Source organism: Shewanella sp. SACH (assembly GCF_001887095.2).
Lineage (GTDB): Bacteria > Pseudomonadota > Gammaproteobacteria > Enterobacterales > Shewanellaceae > Shewanella > Shewanella baltica.
The window spans coordinates 1-17,816 of the sequence record NZ_MPDG02000006.1; the positions used below are offsets into that span (position 1 = coordinate 1).

Here is a 17,816-nt window from a genome sequence, read left to right on the forward strand (position 1 = left end):
GTCGCGGGTTCGAGTCCCGTCCGCTCCGCCAACATTTCGATAAGCCCTAACAGCAATGTTAGGGCTTTTTCGTATCTAGAATTTATCTATTTCAATCGTTGCGGCCGTCCCGTCTAACAGCATCCCTGCTTAACAGCCCAGCTCGGCATCCATGCCTCTCGTTCATGAGCTCATCGCTGCGCGATATTTCACCCGCCATCATAAAGATGAAAGCCTCTACAGCAATGTAGAGGCTTTTTTCGTTGTGGAAAAATTAACATTATTGGTGATATCTCAAGCTGTTATTCGTTCAATTGTCCAAATTTTGTCCCGTCTATTACTGTTTTTCTGATTGAATATTAACCTTCTTTCGCTTGATAAATACTCTGCCCCACAAGGTTTCACCTGTTTCTTGTTATTTTTAGCTGCTTAATAGGGCTTATTTTGATGTGTTTATTGTTAAGTAAATACTTAAATTCCAAGAATGATTGAAATTGAATTATTTGCCCCAAGATAGTCTTAAGTGCTGCAGTTTTGTAGCGTCCATCACTGAGGTCAATGCCATGCTTTATGATTTAACGGTTGTACAATTTAGCAAGATGCTGAAAAATTTAAGCGTTATTCTTGAAAAGGGCGAATGCTTCGCAAACCTCAAGAAAGTCGATATGGCGGTGCTATTAAACTCACGTTTAGCGCCGGATCAATTTAACCTTATTCGCCAAGTTCAGATTGCCTGCGATACTGCCAAAATTGGCGTGGCACGTTTGACCGATAACTTAGATACAGTGCCAAAGCACGACGATAGCGAAACGACTTTAACTGAATTACAAGCTCGTATTAGCTCTGTATTAGATTACTTAGCGACGTTCAAAGCGGATGATTTTGCTAATGCGGCCACGATCCATGTCTCACAACCGCGTTGGGAAGGAAAATATCTTACGGGTTATGAGTTTGCTATTGAGCATGCGATTCCGAACATTTACTTCCATGTAACAACAGCCTACGCGATTTTGCGCCACAACGGTGTTGAAATTGGCAAGAAAGATTACCTTGGCGCTATGCCATATAAGTCGTAAATCTAGGCTAGATGTAGTACTGTTGCGCAGCCTAATTGTTGCGCAGCAGCGCTTTGCCGCTTGAGCTTACCAACCTTTCTGCATTACCACCTGTTCTTTCTCAACCTATGTTATGCCGCTTTGTCGCTGGAAATTTAGGGCTCGTTAGGGTTCTGTTACGCCGATGAAGTCAATCAATACTCAGTTTTTCATTTCGACCTTACGTCTCGATTATTTTTATCCTTTTAGCATGTGATTTAATTTTGTTGGCTTAGGTAAATGATATGGGCCGTAAGTTTATGAGTCGCCAAATTATCTATTACTTAAATAGTGAATGGCGAATTGACTCATTATAAAGATGACCTGTTTGTTCGTTTTGAGCAGGGATTTACTGGAAGAGCCTATTTAAGGTTCTAATTAAAGGAGTTAGCTATGTCTATCGAATCTCAAGCCGTCGAGAGTCCAACGGATGCAACGACAACTAAGAGCAAGAAAGCAAAAAAAGCCGCCATTACTAGTGGTTTGCGCCTCAAAGACAAGTTGACCCAAGACACTCGCCGCCGAATTGAAATTCTGCACGAGCAACGCCAACTATCCAATCGTTTCGGCGTGGATATAGAAATTGACTAAAGCCATTGGCTTGTCGCTAAGTATTGGATATCACATCTAGATATTTAGCCAGCATGTACAGCTTCACGACGCCCGTCGTGGGGCTTGCTCACTCTCCTTAAACATTCACTTCTTAAATTCATATTCCATTATCGTGACCATCTCGCCCATATAATCTTCCCGTGAAATCTTTGACCAACCAAGCGTTTGATAAAATTCTGCTTTGTCTGCGGTAAACAAATAGATTTTTTGTAATCCGAGTGCTTTGGCATAATCAACGACGGCATTGACTAATAATTTCCCTAAGCCTTTATTTCGATAGTGTGCATTAACATACACATTGGCCAGCCAAGGGCTTAAGTCGGTTCGGGTATCCATATCTGCTGCGGTTAATGAGGAGGAGCCCATGACTTGGTTAGCTTCTTCACAGATAAACATCTTAGGAATAGCGGCGTCAGAGAGGTACTCGCTCATCTGCTCAATGAGTGTGGTGACTGTGGCGTCCGCGGAACTTAAATGTGCCCATTCTTGATGATGCCATTGTGCCAGCTGTGGAATGTGCTGCGGGGCCGATTTTAGGTCGATAACTTTCATATAAATCTCTGACGTGTGTTATGCAAAGGGCTTAATGGTGCGACATAGTGGCACGAATACTTAAGTCCGTTCGCTGGTCTGAATGATGTGGTGGCAGGTTTGATTGAGCATGGTTTGGCTGAGTATACCGCTTAACTCGGGATCGGCAGAAATACGCTGGCTTCGAGTCCACCTTGTTTCGCGTGGCTAAAGCTAAGTTCGCCCTGATAACTGTCGACGATATCTTTGCAGATAGATAATCCTAAGCCATGGCCTTGGATGCTTTCATCTAGTCGAATGCCGCGCTCGATGATAATCGACAATGCGGCATCAGAGACGCCTTCGCCATCATCGCTGACTATGATCCCATAACCTGCGGTGGGAGCCGTTTGATGCACTATACGGATCTCAATGTTCTTGCGGCTATGTTTGCAGGCGTTATCCAGTAAATTACCTAAGAGTTCGAGTAAGTCATCCCTGTCAAATGGCATCACTAAGCCACTCGCGTAATGGCTATGAATAATGCGGTCTGGGTAGATACGCTGCATCACTTGAATCAGCGGCGCGAGATCGTCATCGAGCACGGTATAACGCCCCGGAGTGGACATGCCGACTATCTTAGTGCGCTTAAGCTCTCTCTCAATGATGTGGTGCAGGTTTACGAGCACCTTGCTGCCCTCACTCCTCTGTTCTGGTGGAAGGCTTTCTAGGTAGGACTGCAGTCCTTGTAGCGGACGTTTCATTTCGTGGGCTAAGTTACCCAAGGCATTACGGGAGCGTTGTACTCGCTGGCCCAATTGATTGACTAAACGATCTATCTCCTCAATCAGCGGGATGATTTCGCTCGGCATTTGGTCTGGATTGATTTCTTGCCCTTGGGTGCGCATCTGCCGTATGGCTTCGGGCATCTGCTCTAAGGGTTTAAAGCCGCGTTTCAGTAGCTGATACTGCGCCATTAATAGAATAACAATCGTGAGCAACACCGCCGCGCTGGCAAAGGCTAAAAATTGCACTTGGGTCTGTTCGAGCTCGCTGATGTCTTCTGTCACCCACAGGGTAACTAATTGATCATCTTTGATTACGGCCTGACTGAACATCAGCCAATGTTCTTTGCCGACAAACTCAGTGGCTTGCTGGTGCTCACCGGCGGTCAGTTTTGGCATGTTCACGTTATGGTCGAATAGGGAGCGTGAGCGCAGGGTTTGCTCGCCGATTTGAATTGCAAAATAATGCCCAGAATTAACCCTGTGGTACACATTGGGCAAGCGGTCGGTGGTGAGCGCCCAGGTGCCATCGGGATTGTTATTCAGGGCGGAGATCAGGCTGTCGGCATCGTGTTGCAATCGCGAGGCAACAAAATCTTGGGTTAATATTTGGATACCTTGGTACAGAAAATACAGTAACAGCACCATGGCAAAGGTGAGCGTGATCAGCAGATTGCGCGTCAGATAACCCTTGAGTGAATACACGCCTTTTACTCCTTGAGTCGATAACCTTGGCCGCGACGGGTTTCGATATAATCCTTGCCTAAGCGTTGGCGCAGGCGGTTGACGTACACTTCGATGACATTGCTGTCTTTGATTTGATCTTCTTCGTAAATGCGTTCACTGAGCTCTGACTTAGAGACGATTTTGCTGGGATTGACCATTAAATAATGCAGTAGGCGATATTCAATCTTAGTCAGCTCTATCACTTCACCGTCGACATTGGTGACGGCTTGTTTGTCGACATCGAGGGAGACGCCCGCATGTTGCAACACATTGTCGGCGCGGCCAAAGTGGCGGCGGATCAACACTTCGAGCCTTGCGAGTAGTTCTTCGATGTGAAAAGGCTTGCCGAGGTAATCATCGGCACCCGCCTTGAGGCCATCGACCCGTTCGTGCCACGCATCGCGAGCGGTGAGGATCAGCACTGGCATGGCTAAGCCTTTTTGTCGCCATTGGCCGAGGACTTGTAAACCGGGTTTGCCGGGTAAACCCAGATCGAGGATCACGGCTTCGAAGTTTTCTTCTTCGCCTAAAAATGCGCCGTCGATACCGTTATCGGCGTGTTCGACGGTATAACCCGCCTTGTTAAGGGCGGGAATGAGGCGCGCGACCAGATCGGTATCATCTTCAATCAATAGCAAACGCATCAGTCGACCTTTTCCTTTAGCCACTCGCCGGTTTTGGCGTCAATCTTGATTTCATACACTATGCCATCGTCACGAAGGATTTCGAGCTCGTAGATGATCCTTCCATGTTTTTGCTCGACTTCGAGATCGAGTAACCGTCCCTTTAGCCGTGATTCATAGCGTTGCATTATGGTGTCGAAGGGCAAAACCTTGCCCTCCTTAACCCACTCGACCACCTTGTTTGAAAGATCATCGTCGTGGGCATTGCAGCTGGGGCTGCTAATCATCCCAACGGCCAAAGCCAGGAATATTAACGGTATCTTCATCGAATATGCCCTTCTCTGCGAGGTTGTGACAATTGCTGCATTGACTGAATGAGCCGACTTTGGGGTTATCTTGCACCATACGTCTTGGGATCTCATCGTGTTTGCGAATAAAAAATGCCTGTTCTGTGATCTTCTGCGGCCCAGCGCCTGCAAGTAGTGGCGTGCTGTTTTTCATCACCTTACCATTTTGCGCCGCATGTTGAACCAGATATTCCTCAATTCTAGCAGTGACTTGAGGATCTAGGCTGGCGTTGTCCCCAAAGTGATTCTCAAGATTTGCGGTAATGGCGCGCCACTTGTCGGCGGGGAGTAAGTTCGCGGGGTAAGCCATGTGGCAGCTGCCACATTCTGCCGTATATTCCGCATTTTGTGGAATGGTGCGGCTAAGCCCGCGGCCATCGTCCGCATAGCCTGTGCTGGTTAAGGTTAGGCTGATACCGATAACACCAATGGCTAATGCCGCAGCTGTGAGTGATGAACCTAAGAACCAGCTAATAGGGTGTGCTTGTTTAGTCATGACATCTTCCTTTTTGTGCCGTTACCTTCTGTGGAAGGTATTCAAATTAATTGATCTAATTGAATGAGTTATAAGGTCGAAATTTAGTGGTTATTGCAGGCTTAACCAGAGTAAGGCATCGCCTTTTTCCTGCGGCGTGCAGTCGCGTTTAAAGGTCCAGTTACAGTTACGGGTAAACCATTTCTCGATTTTGGCTGAGTCGGTTAACCGATCTGCGGTAATCGACGGCGCCATAGGGTCAATGGATTTACGAGTGTTTTGGTGCATCCCCATGTCGGTGACTTTGGCGGTATGGCAACTGGCGCAGCTACGACCGTCCATGTCCTGTAGCCAAAGCTTTTGTCCTGCGGCGGCGGTAAAGGGTCCTGCGCCTTGGGCTTGATAGCTTTGCAGCTGCGTGCCAATGCGCTCAGCGCTAAGTGGCAGGCTTTGCACTTTACTGTTGGCGGCGCTAACGCTGAGGCTAGTCAGCAGCAAGGTTGAAATTGCGACAATGGCGAGACGACTTTTATTCGTGTGTCTGGTTAATCTGTTCATAGGGCATTCCTTTTGGGCTGGATGTCTTGTTGCTAAGCAAAATGGCTAATGGATTAATCTTCTTGTTCCACAGGGCGTTGTTTCTTGCCCGTGACCATGGCTCTGACTAAGTTTTCTTTGTGTAGCAGGCTGCTGACGATGACGCCGCCAACATGGATGACCACAAGGAACACGGTGAAGTTGGCAAAGAATTCATGGACTTCTTTTATGGCGCCTTCGGGCCAAGTGGCGAAAAAGCTTGTGGCTAATGGGCCGTGTCCGTCGGTGGCGTACAGTGCCATGCCTGAGAATCCCGTGATGGCGATGCTGGCAATCAAGGCCACTATCATCATTGCTCCAGCGGGGTTATGGCCTATGTAGTCTTTGGCTTTGCCTGTGATGAGCCCTTTGAGGTACACCAGCACTTCTTTAGGGCGAGTGATAAAGTTGCTAAAGCGCGCATTGTGGGTACCAATCACGCCCCACAGTAGACGAAACACCAGTAAAATTAAGATGCTGTAACCTGCGTAACTGTGGATGGTCATCCACTCGTCTTCGCCTTCAGTGAGGTAGGCTAAGGTGAAAAAGCCGACGAGTGACCAATGGAATATGCGGATCAACAGGTCCCAGACTTTGATGGTTTGCAGTGTGTTTGATGACATGGTGTGACGCTCCTAAGTTGGTTTAGGTGTAGGCTACTTAACCCAAACTTAAACCTCGCTTAAATTTTGAGGCGCGAACATTCATTGAGTTGATGGGGTTAAGTGGCGCGCTTGCCTGGGTGACGAGTCTTAAATGTCAACGAAAACTCGCTTGTTAACCTCTTGGTATTACGGTAGATTCTGCCACCTCAACCGAGTGAAGTTAGGGACTAACGTATCTATGTCTACCGCCGTTATTCGCGCTTTCATCAGCCGCAATCCGAGTCGTAAATCCTTTTTTATTTATGCCGTTTTATTATTTTTGACTGAAGTCTTAATCGCTTTATATGCGCCTGCGGGTTTTATTCGTGGTTTTGTGGGCGATGTATTGGTGGTGATCTTGCTGTTTTGCATGGCGCGCGTTGTCGTTCCTGTCACCCATCCGGTAGAAAATACCGCAGCAAAAAACACCGGCGATGGCATTAAGCGCTTATTTCAAACTCCTTGGCTGGCGTTTGCGGTATTGCTGTTTGCCTTTGCTATCGAGTTTGGCCAGTATTGGGGTTTAGTCGACAAGCTAGGCTTGGGCGGAAATCGCTTGGCGCGGATAGTGATAGGTAGCCATTTTGATCCACTCGATCTCGTGGCATATTTTGTCGGTTACTTGATCTTATTGGGCTGTTATTGGAAAAGCCGCCAGTCCTAGTGATTTGAATCCGCAAGAGCCACGCGACATGTGTGTTCGCGGACAGGCGAGATAAGTGGGGTAAGGGATGCAACCGATAACGGCATTTTCACTGCTAACAGCACGTACTAATGGACTTGAGCTTAATCCACTGAAAATGCCTTTGTATTTCAATGGCCAACATACTCATACCTTTATTGCTGGCTTAGTGATTGAAGGCCAATATCGCTGCGTTTTAACCAATAAAACCTCGGGGTATTTGATCATCACTTCTTTCGACTGTCCCTTCGAAGAATCAACCGAGTTTAGCCTGCTTGATGAAGCGTTTAAGCTCATTGCGACGACATCTTTGGCGCAAATGTATGATTCGTTTTTACTGCACTCACATTGGCCCATAGCCGATAACCGCTTGCGACTGCACTATTACGGTCAGTTTGTGCTGGATTTAGTCATTAGTGCGGGCAGCTTTTGGTTAACGGCACGGCCGAAACTTAAGCTGATTGAAGTTGTTAATCCCCAAAGCGATCCGCAAACGGCCGCCGCTATGGCCGAATTGGCTCAGCGTTTAGCGGCCATCGAAAAGTCTCTAATGTGGGACTAAAAATGGCGTCATCTGCTGATTTAACCATGCCATAAAGACTTGCAGGCGTTTAGATAAATGCCGCCTGTGGGGATACAGCAAGCTTACAGGCATAGGTGGCGCAGGGTAATTTGGCAGGATCTCGACCAACTCTCCAGTGTGTAAATACTTAGCCACTCCTATGCTGGGAACTTGAATTATTCCCAGCCCTGCCAAGCAGGCTGAGCTATAGGCATCGGCATTATTTACCGTAATCAATTGAGGCAGTTGGATAGTAAGGTTCCCTTGATGAGTGTGGGGATCTTGATATTCAAAGCCTGAGTCAGTGCCACCTAATGGGCTTACGTAGTGGACGAGTTTGTGGTTGTGTTGGGTCAAATCTTCAAGGCTTTCGGGTTTACCGTATTTGGCAATATAGGCTGGGCTGACACAGTTCAGCATCTTAAAATGCCCCAGTTTTTTCGCTATTAATCCTTCTTGCTGCACACTGCCGACCCTAATCACACAATCGAACCCTTCGGCAATGACATCCACCTTACGATCTGTGCTGCTTAGTTCAAGCTCGATGTGTGGGTATTGCTCAATAAATTCAGCCAGTTTAGGGAGCACTAAGTTGCGGGCAATGCCTGTCGACATATCGACTCTGAGCCGCCCAGATACTTGCTCGGCTTGCAGTTGGAACAGGCTTTCTAATTCTTGAAATTCCGCCAGTAAACTTTTACAGCGCTCATAACAACTCTGGCCATCTTGGGTTAAGCGTACCGTCCGCGTGGTGCGTTGCAACAAGCGCGCACCCAGAAATGTTTCGAACTGCGCCACCACATTCGACACATGGGTTTTCGATAGGCCTAAGCTGACGCTCGCTTGGGTAAAGCTTTGTAATTCAGCGACCCGCATAAAAATTTGCATGGCTTGCAGTCTATCTTGCACGGCAATTGTCCTTTATTGGTTAACAGTCTTAGCATTTATAGTGTGTTTATCTCGTTAATTGCAAGTAATAAGCTGTGTGCAGTTAATTAGGCCTCAAGGCTTAGGTTTCACTTCCTGCGACGATTATAAGGACTGACCATGAACACGACTCCAATTGCACTTATCACTGGCGCTAGCCGCGGTTTAGGTAAAAACACTGCCCTGAAATTAGCGGTGCAGGGGATAGATATGATCCTGACCTATCAAACGAATGCTGCAGCGGCCGCTGAAGTGGTTGCCGAGATTGAATGGCTGGGACGCAAAGCGGTAGCACTGCCGCTGGATGTGAGCGATAGCGGCTCATTTGCCGAGTTTGCCACCCAAGTTAGCACTGTATTAGCCCAGACTTGGCAGCGGGAGTCGTTTAACTATTTGATTAACAATGCTGGTATCGGGATTCATGTGCCTATGGCGGAAACCAGTATTGAACAGTTCGATACCTTGATGAACATCCACGTCAAAGGACCGTTCTTTTTGACTCAAACCTTATTGCCGCAGCTGATGGATGGGGGAAGCATTGTCAATATTTCCACCGGCTTGACGCGCTTTGCGATTCCCGGATTTGGCGCCTATGCCACTATGAAGGGTGCGGTCGAAACTATGACTAAGTATTGGGCAAAGGAGTTAGGCCCACGGGGTATTCGGGTCAATGTGCTTGCCCCTGGGGCGATTGAAACAGATTTTGGCGGCGGTGCTGTACGGGACAATGAACAGATGAATCAGTTTTTAGCGCAGCAAACTGCGTTAGGACGTGTGGGTTTACCGGATGATATCGGCGGCGCGATTAGTGCCTTGCTATCGCCTGCGGCTGCTTGGATTAATGCCCAGCGTATCGAAGCTTCAGGCGGTATGTTTCTTTAGGTTTTTTATAAGCATGTGATTTATTTATATGTGAGATAGAAATAAAGAAAGGGCGAATCGCCCTTTCTTATTTATGTGATTGCTGTGCAGCAATCACTGCGAATGCACCATCTTCAACAACGCTTAGCTGCAACCGCTAAAAACAACTGCTGTAGCAGGTTAGAGACGTCCTTTATAGCAAGCCTCTTAGATAAAACCATTCTTCACAAAGCTTCTTAGAAGAAACCCAGTGGATTCACATCGTAACTTACCAAGAGATTCTTAGTATTTTGATAATGGTTGAGCATCATCTTATGGGTTTCGCGGCCAATACCGGATTTTTTGTAACCACCAAAAGCAGCATGGGCAGGATAGGCGTGGTAACAGTTAATCCACACGCGGCCCGCTTGAATGCCGCGTCCCATACGTTGAGCCGTGTTCATGTCTCGCGTCCACACACCAGCGCCTAAGCCGTACTCAGTATCGTTAGCGATCGCTAAGGCTTCGGCTTCATCTTTGAAAGTGGTGACCGAAATCACAGGGCCGAAGATCTCCTCTTGGAAGATACGCATCTTATTGTGGCCTTTCATAATGGTTGGGCTGATGTAGTAGCCTTCGCTTTGGCCGCCATCGAGTTGGCAAAGTGTGCCGCCCAGTAGCACTTCTGCACCTTCAGCCTTACCTATGGCTAAGTAACTTAAGATCTTATCGAACTGTTCTTTGGAGGCTTGAGCACCCACTTGAGTGTCGGTATCTAAGGGATCGCCTTGCTTAATGGTTTGGGCGCGGGCGAGCACTTTCTCGATAAAGCGATCGAAAATCGATTCTTGGACTAGCACCCGTGACGGGCAGGTACAGACTTCACCTTGGTTAAAGAAGGCCAGTAACATGCCTTCGACGGCCTTATTTAAATATTCGTCTTCATGGTCCATCACATCGGCAAAAAACACGTTAGGCGATTTGCCGCCAAGCTCAACGGTCGATGGAATTAAGGATTCGGCGGCGCATTTTAAAATGTGATAGCCAATTTCTGTAGAGCCCGTAAACGCAAGCTTAGCAATGCGTTTGCTGGTGGCCAGAGCTTGTCCTGCTTCGGCGCCAAAGCCGTTGACTACGTTAAGAATGCCCGCGGGTAATAGGTCTTCAATCAGCTCGAGTAATACCAGAATCGATACCGGCGTTTGCTCCGCAGGCTTGAGTACCACACAGTTACCCGCCGCCAGCGCAGGAGCGATTTTCCATGCCGCCATCAAGAGCGGGAAGTTCCAAGGAATGATCTGGCCGACCACGCCTAAAGGTTCTGGGAAATGATAGCTGACTGTGTTGCCGTCGATATCGGCGGCGCTGCCTTCCTGTGCGCGGATGCAACCGGCAAAGTAGCGGAAGTGATCGACAAATAAGGGCAAGTCGGCGTTTAAGGTTTCACGCACCGCTTTACCGTTTTCCCAGGTTTCGGCGACGGCTAAATATTCGAGATTTTGTTCGACCCGATCGGCAATGCGCAGCAACAGGTTTGAGCGTTCGGTGACTGAAGTTTTACCCCATGCTTCTTTGGCTGCGTGGGCTGCATCTAACGCTAATTCAATATCTTGTGCATCGGATCGCGGGATTTGGCAAAAGTTTTGGCCATTCACGGGTGAGCGATTGTCGAAGTATTTGCCATTGACTGGGGCGACCCATTTACCGCCGATGAAGTTGGCGTATTTTTCTTTGAAGTTAACGATTGCGCCTGCGGTTCCGGGTTGAGCATAAATCATAGAATCATTCCTTCTTGTGGATGGCATGCTGGGCGTTGGCGCTTTTTACGCTCTGAGCTTCAGCAAGGGAGTCTTGTTGATGCATCTCTAATGGATGCCTTTTTATATATTTTTCGTTTTGCTTTAAGCCAATCCTATTGATTGGCTTAGTGTTCTCTTATGCAACACCAAAGGCTTGCATACTAAGGGTGCATCGCAAGGAGAGTGCCAAACTGGCAATAGTTGTACACTTGTTGCGCTAACAGTATGATGAAAAACTAATTTTGCAGATTTGAAACAGTGTGGGCACTCAGGGAGAGAGGTGTGTCCTGTGGTCACTTTATCATCGAACGGCACACTGCAACTGTGCCGAAACGGAACACAGCTCGGGGGAGCACGGCTATGGCAGTTAAACCGCATTTACCATCGACACAGGCGTGGTTGGCCGATTCGTGGCAGCGCAGCATTGGCGCTGGCTTGTCAGAATTTCAGTTACCCCAAGAGCTTAGGCTCGACGCCAGCGAACTAAAGCAGAAACATGAGCAATATCAAATGCTCATTGCATTAGTGCAATCCCATGCTTTGCCCTTGTTCAATCAGTTGATGGCGCATTCTAATAGCCGACTCTTGCTCTCCGATGCCGAGGGTTATGTGCTTAGGCACTGGGGCGTGAGCCGCTACTCCACAAAATTGGCGGACGTGGCTTTGGATATCGGGGTGAATTGGCTCGAACAGCACAAAGGCACCAATGCGATAGGGACGGCACTCACCGCCAAGCAAGCAGTATCTGTAGTGGGTGAGCAGCATTTTATTCGTCAGAATCGTTTTATGAGTTGCACCGCCTGCCCGATATTTTCTCCCCAAGGTGAGATGCTCGGGGTGATAGATATCACCAGTGAGCAGCAAAGACACACTCAGCAGACGCTGATGTTAGTGTCGAGCTTGGCGCAGCAGGTCGAGACCGCGCTCTTGTGTCACTTGCCCGATAGCCATTATCGAATCGATTTAGCGGCGCAGCCAAATTTACTGAATTCGGGTTGGCAGGGCATAGTGATTGCCGACAGCGATGGTCGCATTGTGGGTTGCAATCCCATGGCGAAACAATTGCTTAACCATGCTAAGGTCGGCGATGCCGTCGAGCAGTACTTAGGCGATAATTGGAGCCGTGCGGGTGGCTTTAATCAGCATTTAGACTTACATCTACAGACTCAGCCCTTAAATATTCCCAGCATCAAGAGTCGGGTAGCGACTAGCAATAAATCGCTTAATCAACTGGGTGTGCGGTTTCGCGATCCTCAACTTGAGCGCGCATGGCAACATGCCAATAAGGTGATCACCAAGCAAATTCCGCTGTTAGTGCTCGGTGAAACCGGCGTCGGTAAAGAGCAGTTTGTTAAAAAACTCCACGCCCAGAGCGCGCGTCGCACCGAGCCTTTAGTGGCGGTGAACTGCGCGGCATTGCCTGCCGAGTTAGTCGAATCTGAACTCTTTGGTTATCAGGCGGGTGCTTTTACTGGGGCGAACCGCACTGGATTTATCGGCAAGATTCGCCAAGCCCACGGCGGTTTTTTGTTTTTAGATGAAATTGGCGAAATGCCGCTGGCGGCCCAGAGTCGTTTACTTAGGGTATTGCAAGAGCGCGAAGTGGTGCCCGTTGGCAGTAATCAAAGTTTTAAAGTTGATATTCAAATCATTGCCGCTACTCATATGGATTTAGAGCAACAAGTGGCGCAGGGGCTGTTTCGGCAGGATTTATTCTATCGATTGAATGGTCTACAAGTACGTTTACCTGCGCTACGTGAGCGGCAGGATATCGAGCGCATTATCCATAAATTGCATCGTAAACATCGCATTGCGCCGCAGGCGATCTGCCCTGAGTTGTTAGGGCTGCTGATGCAACACGACTGGCCCGGCAATTTGCGCGAGCTCGATAATCTTATGCAAGTGGCTTGCTTGATGGCTGAAGGTGATGACACCTTAACTGGGCAGCATTTACCCGATTATCTTGCACAAAAATTAGCGTGCGAGCCGTTAAAAGTGGATCCGTTAAATGCACAGCTGTTAAACACACAGCTGTTAAATGAAGAGCAGCCATTAGGTGAAGAGGTTAAAACCGGTCAAAACTCTGCATCACATCCGCTGGCTGGCAAAGTTGTGAGTGGCAAAGTTACGAGTGGCAACACTGCGACGCTGCCAACTGCCACTGTGGTTCAATCGGATTCTCTCCACGAGGCGATTTATAGCAATGTGCTACAGGCATATCAAGCCTCTGATGGCAATGTGAGCCAATGCGCCAAGCGTTTGGGGATCAGCCGTAATGCCTTGTATCGACGATTAAAACAGATGGGACTTAAGGGTTAATGTTAGCTCGCGACGCTTGTCGCGAAGCTCAATCAATCCCCCAACTCTCGCTTATCACATCAATAACTTTCATCTTACTGCAGGCTAGAACTAATAGGATTTAGCCTGCAGCTCTTGCATCGTGACAAGTTAACCAGAGTAACGCTTTGCAGCAGGCGAGTTTGAAGCCATAAAGACATCATTTTTTGCCATCTTTTGCGCTCGATCACTCTGGGTCATTCTCTTTAATCTGTTTAGATCTCAGCGTTTACTATTAGCCATAAGTCTGCTTGTTAATCGCGTCTATGCCTTTTATGGTAACTTTTTGAATATCGTTTAATACGATTTTCATGGCCTTCGGAGAGCAATTTATGTTTGATGCCTTACTACTGACGCAAGAAGATAAACGCACGTTTGCTCAAGTTTCACAGATCACAGAAGCTGATTTACCAGAAGGGGAAGTCTTAGTTGAGGTTGCCTATTCCTCGCTGAATTATAAAGATGGTTTAGCTGTGACGGGTACGGGCAAAATCATTCGCCAGTTTCCTATGGTGCCAGGCATTGATTTTGCGGGCGTAGTGCGCGAATCGACCGATGCAAGATACCAAGTCGGCGATCAGGTGATTTTGACCGGCTGGGGCGTAGGCGAAAATCACTGGGGTGGTATGACGCAAAAAGCGCGGGTTAAAGCCGACTGGCTGGTGCCCATGCCGCAAGGTTGTGATGCCGCTAAAGCCATGATGATAGGCACGGCTGGGCTTACGGCGATGTTGTGCGTGCAAGCGCTGCAGCAGGCTGGGATAACACCGCAAAGTGGGGATATTTTGGTCACAGGTGCTAGTGGTGGTGTGGGGTCGGTGGCGGTGACTTTGCTCGCCAATGCTGGCTATCGTGTGGTCGCTTGCAGTGGTCGGGTTGAACAGAATGCGCCTTTACTGCGGGAGCTTGGCGCCGCAGAAGTGATTGATCGCAGTGAGCTTGAACAAGATGCTAAGCCGCTTGAGGCGCAGCGCTGGGCGGGTGTGGTCGATACCGTTGGCAACAAGATCCTCGCTAAAGCATTGGCGCAAATGCAATACGGTGGCGCCGCCGCTATTTGTGGTTTAGCGGGCGGTTTTGCATTACCCACAACCGTTATGCCGTTTATTTTACGGGGTGTGAGTTTACTGGGAATCGACTCTGTGTCTTGTCCATTTGAGAAACGAAAAGCCGCGTGGGAAGCTGTGATTAAAGCACTACCTGCACATTTCTATCAGCAAGCTTGCCAGCAGATCTCATTGGCAGAGATTCCTGATTTCGCGAATAAAATTATCCAAGGCCAAGTCACAGGGCGTGTATTAGTCAAGCTGTAATCTAGCTTCTTATACTTTAAAACGATGGTAATACTGAGGTGTTGCCATCTACGACTATGCCATCCGTTTTACCAAGTTTACTTGTCTTCATATTGGCTATTTCGGCAGTGTGATCGTCACTTCGAGTCCAGTTGGTACACGGTTCTCGGCTTTAATCTTACCTTTGTGGGCGGTAATCGCCGCTTCAGTGATTGCCAGTCCAAGTCCCCAGCCGCCGCTCTCTCTCTGTCTTGCCGAGTCTGGGCGGTAGAAAGGTTTAAAGATGGCATCGAGTTCAGCGGCATCTATGCCTGGACCATCGTCTTTTATTGTAATTTGTACTTGATCAGCAGTCGCACTCGCCTGCAGGTGAATGTCGCTTGCGGCATAACGAATTGCATTACGCAGCAGATTTTCAATCGCGCGGGAAAGTGATTTAGGAAAGTGCGCTAGCTCAATTTCTTCATCGATATCGATAGTAATGCTTTTACCTTGCTGTTCGGCTTCAAATTCCGCATCGTCCAATACTTGGCTCAGGGATTCGGCCAAGCCTAAATGCACCTTGGTTTCGTTAGTGCTGAGCTTGACCCGCGAGAGTTCTAACAATTCACTGATAAGCTTTTCGAGTTGCTCTGCTTCATAACCTATGCGTTCCGTTTCGGCGGTTTGTTGACCTTTTTTACGGGCGAGGGCGAGGGATAATTGCAGTCGCGTCAATGGGGTACGTAGTTCATGGGAAATATCCCCCATGAGTCGCTGCTGATTATTCACCATAGCTTCGATGGAGTCGGCCATGCTGTTAAAAGCCGTGGCGAGCTGACCAATTTCGTCGTTGCGTTGAGTGGTGGACTTATCGACACGGTTACTTAAGTCGCCTTCAGCGAGGGCATTGGCACTCTTTTTAAGTGAATTTAATGCCTTACCTAGATGCCAAGCGAGCAGGCCACATAATAGTCCCGACAGGAAAATCGCTAGGCTTAAAGTTAATAACTTATTTTCGGCGAAGAAGAAAAACCAAGGCCGCGGATGGTTATCCGGCAGCCGGCCGTAGAGTGAATACGTCTCGGCGCCCAGATTGAATTGAAAGGGGCCAAACACCAACTCATCTTTAAACTGATGGCTAATAGGTTGTTTTTCTTCATCTGCCATCAACATAAAGCTGCGCACACCGCGACTCACTCTGTGGGTGTTGACGACTTGGCCTTGGCTGTTGACGAGATAAACCCGTAGCGGCTTGCCTTCCATGTCTCTGTGCCTTTCCCAGCGACGAAGAAAGTCGGATTCCAGTAAGGCAGGATTTTCTTGAATGCGCTGCGCTATGGTCGATAGGACTTTTTCAAGGTGAGGTGGCAGCGGCGCACGGTCGTGACTCTGCTGCAGCAATGGCAACAGACCGACCAAGGCAATGATCAGCGAGCTGCAGAGCCAGAATCCGAGCAATAACTTGATAAATAAACGATTAGGCACAGTCGATACCGCCGTTATGGAAGCCAAATATAACCTTTGCCACGGATGGTTTTCACCCTTGGCCGCCCATCGCTACGCTCGGGGAGTTTTTTACGTAGATTCGATAAATGCATGTCTAAGCTGCGATCGAAGGGCATGAGTTTTTTGCCGAGCACTTTCTCGTTTAACTCTTCCTTATTCATCAACTCTCCCGCGTGCAGCGCTAGGGTGTGCAGCAGAGTGAATTCTGTGCCTGTGAGTATGATCAACTGCTCGTTACAGTAAGCCTCTTGGCGCGATGGGTCTAAGCGTAAATCGCCAAATTCTTGGGCGGGTGCGGCATGGATTTCTTGGGTTGTTAAGTTCGAGCGACGAATAATGGCGCGGATACGGGCGATTAATTCTCTGTCATTAAAAGGCTTTGGCAGATAATCATCGGCGCCGATTTCAAGCCCAACTACGCGATCGATTTCATCGCCGCGAGCTGTCAGCATTAATACTGGCGTTTGCTTGTGTTGGCGCAGTGCACGCAGGACTTCGAAGCCATTCAATTTAGGCAGCATGACATCGAGTAAGATCAGATCGTAATCCGCACTCAGTGCCAGATCTAAACCCTGTTTACCGTCGTAGGCCAAGGTTAATTGAAACCCTTCTAACTCGAGCAGTTGCCCTAGTAGCTCCGATAAACCCAGATCGTCATCGATTAATAATATCCGACTCATACTGTTCCTTAATCTCTGTAATGTGGCCTTGCGTGCCCGTTTACACAGGCACTTTTAGCGCTTTGGCTGAGTATACCTGTTTTGATGTCAATTGCTGTGTAGCAATGTAAGCCAAAGTAAAGAATAGAGAATCAGCCGTTTGCTGTTGCAACTTTACAGTGATTTACTCAGGCAACGTCCTCACTTACATATAGGGGTTTAGACTGGAAGGGTCGAAAGTGATTCGGCTTAAAAGGGTCGTCACTGTGTCTTATTACTTGCAATATTAAAGTTGAACCACTGAGGTTAACACTATGAAAACATTATCACCTTTGAAAGCGAGCCTGTTTGCAATTCTAGCGAGTTCTGCGGTTTTCGCGACGACAGTCAATGCTGAACCTATGGACGGTGGCTGTGATTTCTCCCGTTCTGAATTCCATAAAGGCGACCGCATGATGGGCGATCGTATGGAACATGGCGGCCGACATATGGATCAGGGCGGTATGCATCGTATGTTTGAAGGGCTGGATTTAACTGATGCTCAAAGAGCTGACATCAAAAAGCTATTCGCCGATCAGAAAGCTGCGCGAGCCGATAGCCGCCCAACGAAAGAACAGCGTTTGGCCCATCACACTGAGATGCAGACTTTGATGACGGCACCTAATTTTGATGAAGTACAAGCCAAGGCACTGATGAGCGCGCAGCAAGAACAGCGTCAAGCTCAAGCTATTGAACGCATGAAGTTACATAATCAAATATACAATCTGTTGACGCCAGAACAGCAAGCTAAGTTTAAAGCGCGATTTGAAGCACAAGCTGGTAAAGAACCTCGCGGTTAAGTGTCTTAGCTGATATACAA

General features: G+C 48.1%; 19 protein-coding genes. 8 read left to right on the plus strand and 11 right to left on the minus strand.

The window, feature by feature from the left end; translation table 11 throughout:
• Positions 1-542: 542 nt before the first annotated feature.
• Both BM607_RS18065 and BM607_RS18070 read left to right on the plus strand, forming a co-directional pair.
• On the plus strand, positions 543-1,055 hold the full coding sequence (locus tag BM607_RS18065; protein WP_006079714.1) for a DUF1993 domain-containing protein: 513 nt from the start codon (positions 543-545) through the stop codon (positions 1,053-1,055).
• 411 nt (positions 1,056-1,466) lie between these two features.
• Positions 1,467-1,664 (plus strand): hypothetical protein, encoded by a 198-nt coding sequence (locus tag BM607_RS18070; protein WP_006079715.1) that lies wholly within the window; start codon positions 1,467-1,469, stop codon positions 1,662-1,664.
• Between the two features lie 105 nt (positions 1,665-1,769).
• Here the strand turns inward: BM607_RS18070 and BM607_RS18075 are convergent, their stop codons facing one another.
• The 7 genes from BM607_RS18075 to BM607_RS18105 form a co-directional block, all read right to left on the minus strand.
• The gene (locus tag BM607_RS18075) at positions 1,770-2,237 is read right to left on the minus strand and encodes a GNAT family N-acetyltransferase (protein ID WP_071940502.1); all 468 of its coding nucleotides are present in this window, start codon (positions 2,235-2,237) and stop codon (positions 1,770-1,772) included.
• A gap of 131 nt (positions 2,238-2,368) precedes the next feature.
• Positions 2,369-3,685: a sensor histidine kinase gene (locus BM607_RS18080; RefSeq protein WP_071940501.1), complete on the minus strand. Its 1,317-nt coding sequence runs from the start codon at positions 3,683-3,685 to the stop codon at positions 2,369-2,371.
• Positions 3,686-3,690: 5 nt separating this feature from the next.
• Positions 3,691-4,350 (minus strand): response regulator transcription factor, encoded by a 660-nt coding sequence (locus tag BM607_RS18085; RefSeq protein ID WP_006079718.1) that lies wholly within the window; start codon positions 4,348-4,350, stop codon positions 3,691-3,693.
• Complete coding sequence (locus BM607_RS18090; protein ID WP_012196525.1) at positions 4,350-4,616, minus strand: PepSY domain-containing protein; 267 nt, start codon at positions 4,614-4,616, stop codon at positions 4,350-4,352. The genes BM607_RS18085 and BM607_RS18090 overlap by 1 nt, the downstream gene beginning before the upstream one ends.
• Positions 4,609-5,172 carry a diheme cytochrome c gene (locus BM607_RS18095; protein ID WP_071940500.1) on the minus strand — a complete coding sequence of 188 codons (564 nt, stop codon included), beginning with the start codon at positions 5,170-5,172 and terminating at the stop codon, positions 4,609-4,611. Before BM607_RS18095 ends, BM607_RS18090 begins: the two co-directional genes overlap by 8 nt.
• Positions 5,173-5,262: 90 nt before the next feature.
• Positions 5,263-5,709, minus strand: a complete 447-nt coding sequence (locus BM607_RS18100) for a DUF1924 domain-containing protein (RefSeq protein WP_011845504.1) — start codon at positions 5,707-5,709, stop codon at positions 5,263-5,265.
• A gap of 53 nt (positions 5,710-5,762) precedes the next feature.
• The gene (locus tag BM607_RS18105; protein WP_011845505.1) at positions 5,763-6,350 is read right to left on the minus strand and encodes a cytochrome b/b6 domain-containing protein; all 588 of its coding nucleotides are present in this window, start codon (positions 6,348-6,350) and stop codon (positions 5,763-5,765) included.
• A 220-nt stretch (positions 6,351-6,570) separates the two neighbouring features.
• On the opposite strand from BM607_RS18105, the gene BM607_RS18110 reads away from it, so the two are divergent.
• Positions 6,571-7,035 carry a DUF2809 domain-containing protein gene (locus BM607_RS18110; protein WP_006086501.1) on the plus strand — a complete coding sequence of 155 codons (465 nt, stop codon included), beginning with the start codon at positions 6,571-6,573 and terminating at the stop codon, positions 7,033-7,035.
• Positions 7,036-7,102: 67 nt separating this feature from the next.
• Positions 7,103-7,615, plus strand: coding sequence for a hypothetical protein (locus tag BM607_RS18115; protein WP_071940499.1), 513 nt, complete (start codon positions 7,103-7,105; stop codon positions 7,613-7,615).
• On the opposite strand, the gene BM607_RS18120 is transcribed toward BM607_RS18115, so the two are convergent.
• Positions 7,601-8,524: a LysR family transcriptional regulator gene (locus tag BM607_RS18120; protein ID WP_071940498.1), complete on the minus strand. Its 924-nt coding sequence runs from the start codon at positions 8,522-8,524 to the stop codon at positions 7,601-7,603. The genes BM607_RS18115 and BM607_RS18120 overlap by 15 nt on opposite strands.
• Positions 8,525-8,662: 138 nt before the next feature.
• Here BM607_RS18120 and BM607_RS18125 point away from each other — a divergent pair, with 138 nt between their 5' ends.
• Positions 8,663-9,424 (plus strand): SDR family oxidoreductase, encoded by a 762-nt coding sequence (locus BM607_RS18125; RefSeq protein ID WP_071940497.1) that lies wholly within the window; start codon positions 8,663-8,665, stop codon positions 9,422-9,424.
• 215 nt (positions 9,425-9,639) lie between these two features.
• On the opposite strand, the gene BM607_RS18130 is transcribed toward BM607_RS18125, so the two are convergent.
• A complete protein-coding gene (locus tag BM607_RS18130) occupies positions 9,640-11,160 on the minus strand; it encodes an aldehyde dehydrogenase family protein (RefSeq protein ID WP_006079725.1) in 1,521 nt (506 codons plus the stop codon).
• Positions 11,161-11,541: 381 nt separating this feature from the next.
• Between BM607_RS18130 and BM607_RS18135 the strand changes: the two genes are divergently transcribed.
• Together BM607_RS18135 and BM607_RS18140 are read left to right on the plus strand one after the other, a co-directional pair.
• Positions 11,542-13,500 carry a sigma-54-dependent Fis family transcriptional regulator gene (locus BM607_RS18135; RefSeq protein WP_071940496.1) on the plus strand — a complete coding sequence of 653 codons (1,959 nt, stop codon included), beginning with the start codon at positions 11,542-11,544 and terminating at the stop codon, positions 13,498-13,500.
• A gap of 350 nt (positions 13,501-13,850) precedes the next feature.
• Positions 13,851-14,831, plus strand: a complete 981-nt coding sequence (locus tag BM607_RS18140; protein ID WP_071940495.1) for an MDR family oxidoreductase — start codon at positions 13,851-13,853, stop codon at positions 14,829-14,831.
• Between the two features lie 96 nt (positions 14,832-14,927).
• Here BM607_RS18140 and BM607_RS18145 read toward each other — a convergent pair whose 3' ends face one another.
• Complete coding sequence (locus BM607_RS18145; RefSeq protein ID WP_087486583.1) at positions 14,928-16,277, minus strand: ATP-binding protein; 1,350 nt, start codon at positions 16,275-16,277, stop codon at positions 14,928-14,930.
• 14 nt (positions 16,278-16,291) lie between these two features.
• Positions 16,292-16,978, minus strand: a complete 687-nt coding sequence (locus tag BM607_RS18150) for a response regulator (protein WP_006079731.1) — start codon at positions 16,976-16,978, stop codon at positions 16,292-16,294.
• A 293-nt stretch (positions 16,979-17,271) separates the two neighbouring features.
• Between BM607_RS18150 and BM607_RS18155 the strand changes: the two genes are divergently transcribed.
• Complete coding sequence (locus BM607_RS18155; RefSeq protein WP_071940493.1) at positions 17,272-17,796, plus strand: Spy/CpxP family protein refolding chaperone; 525 nt, start codon at positions 17,272-17,274, stop codon at positions 17,794-17,796.
• The last annotated feature ends 20 nt before the right edge of the window (positions 17,797-17,816 follow it).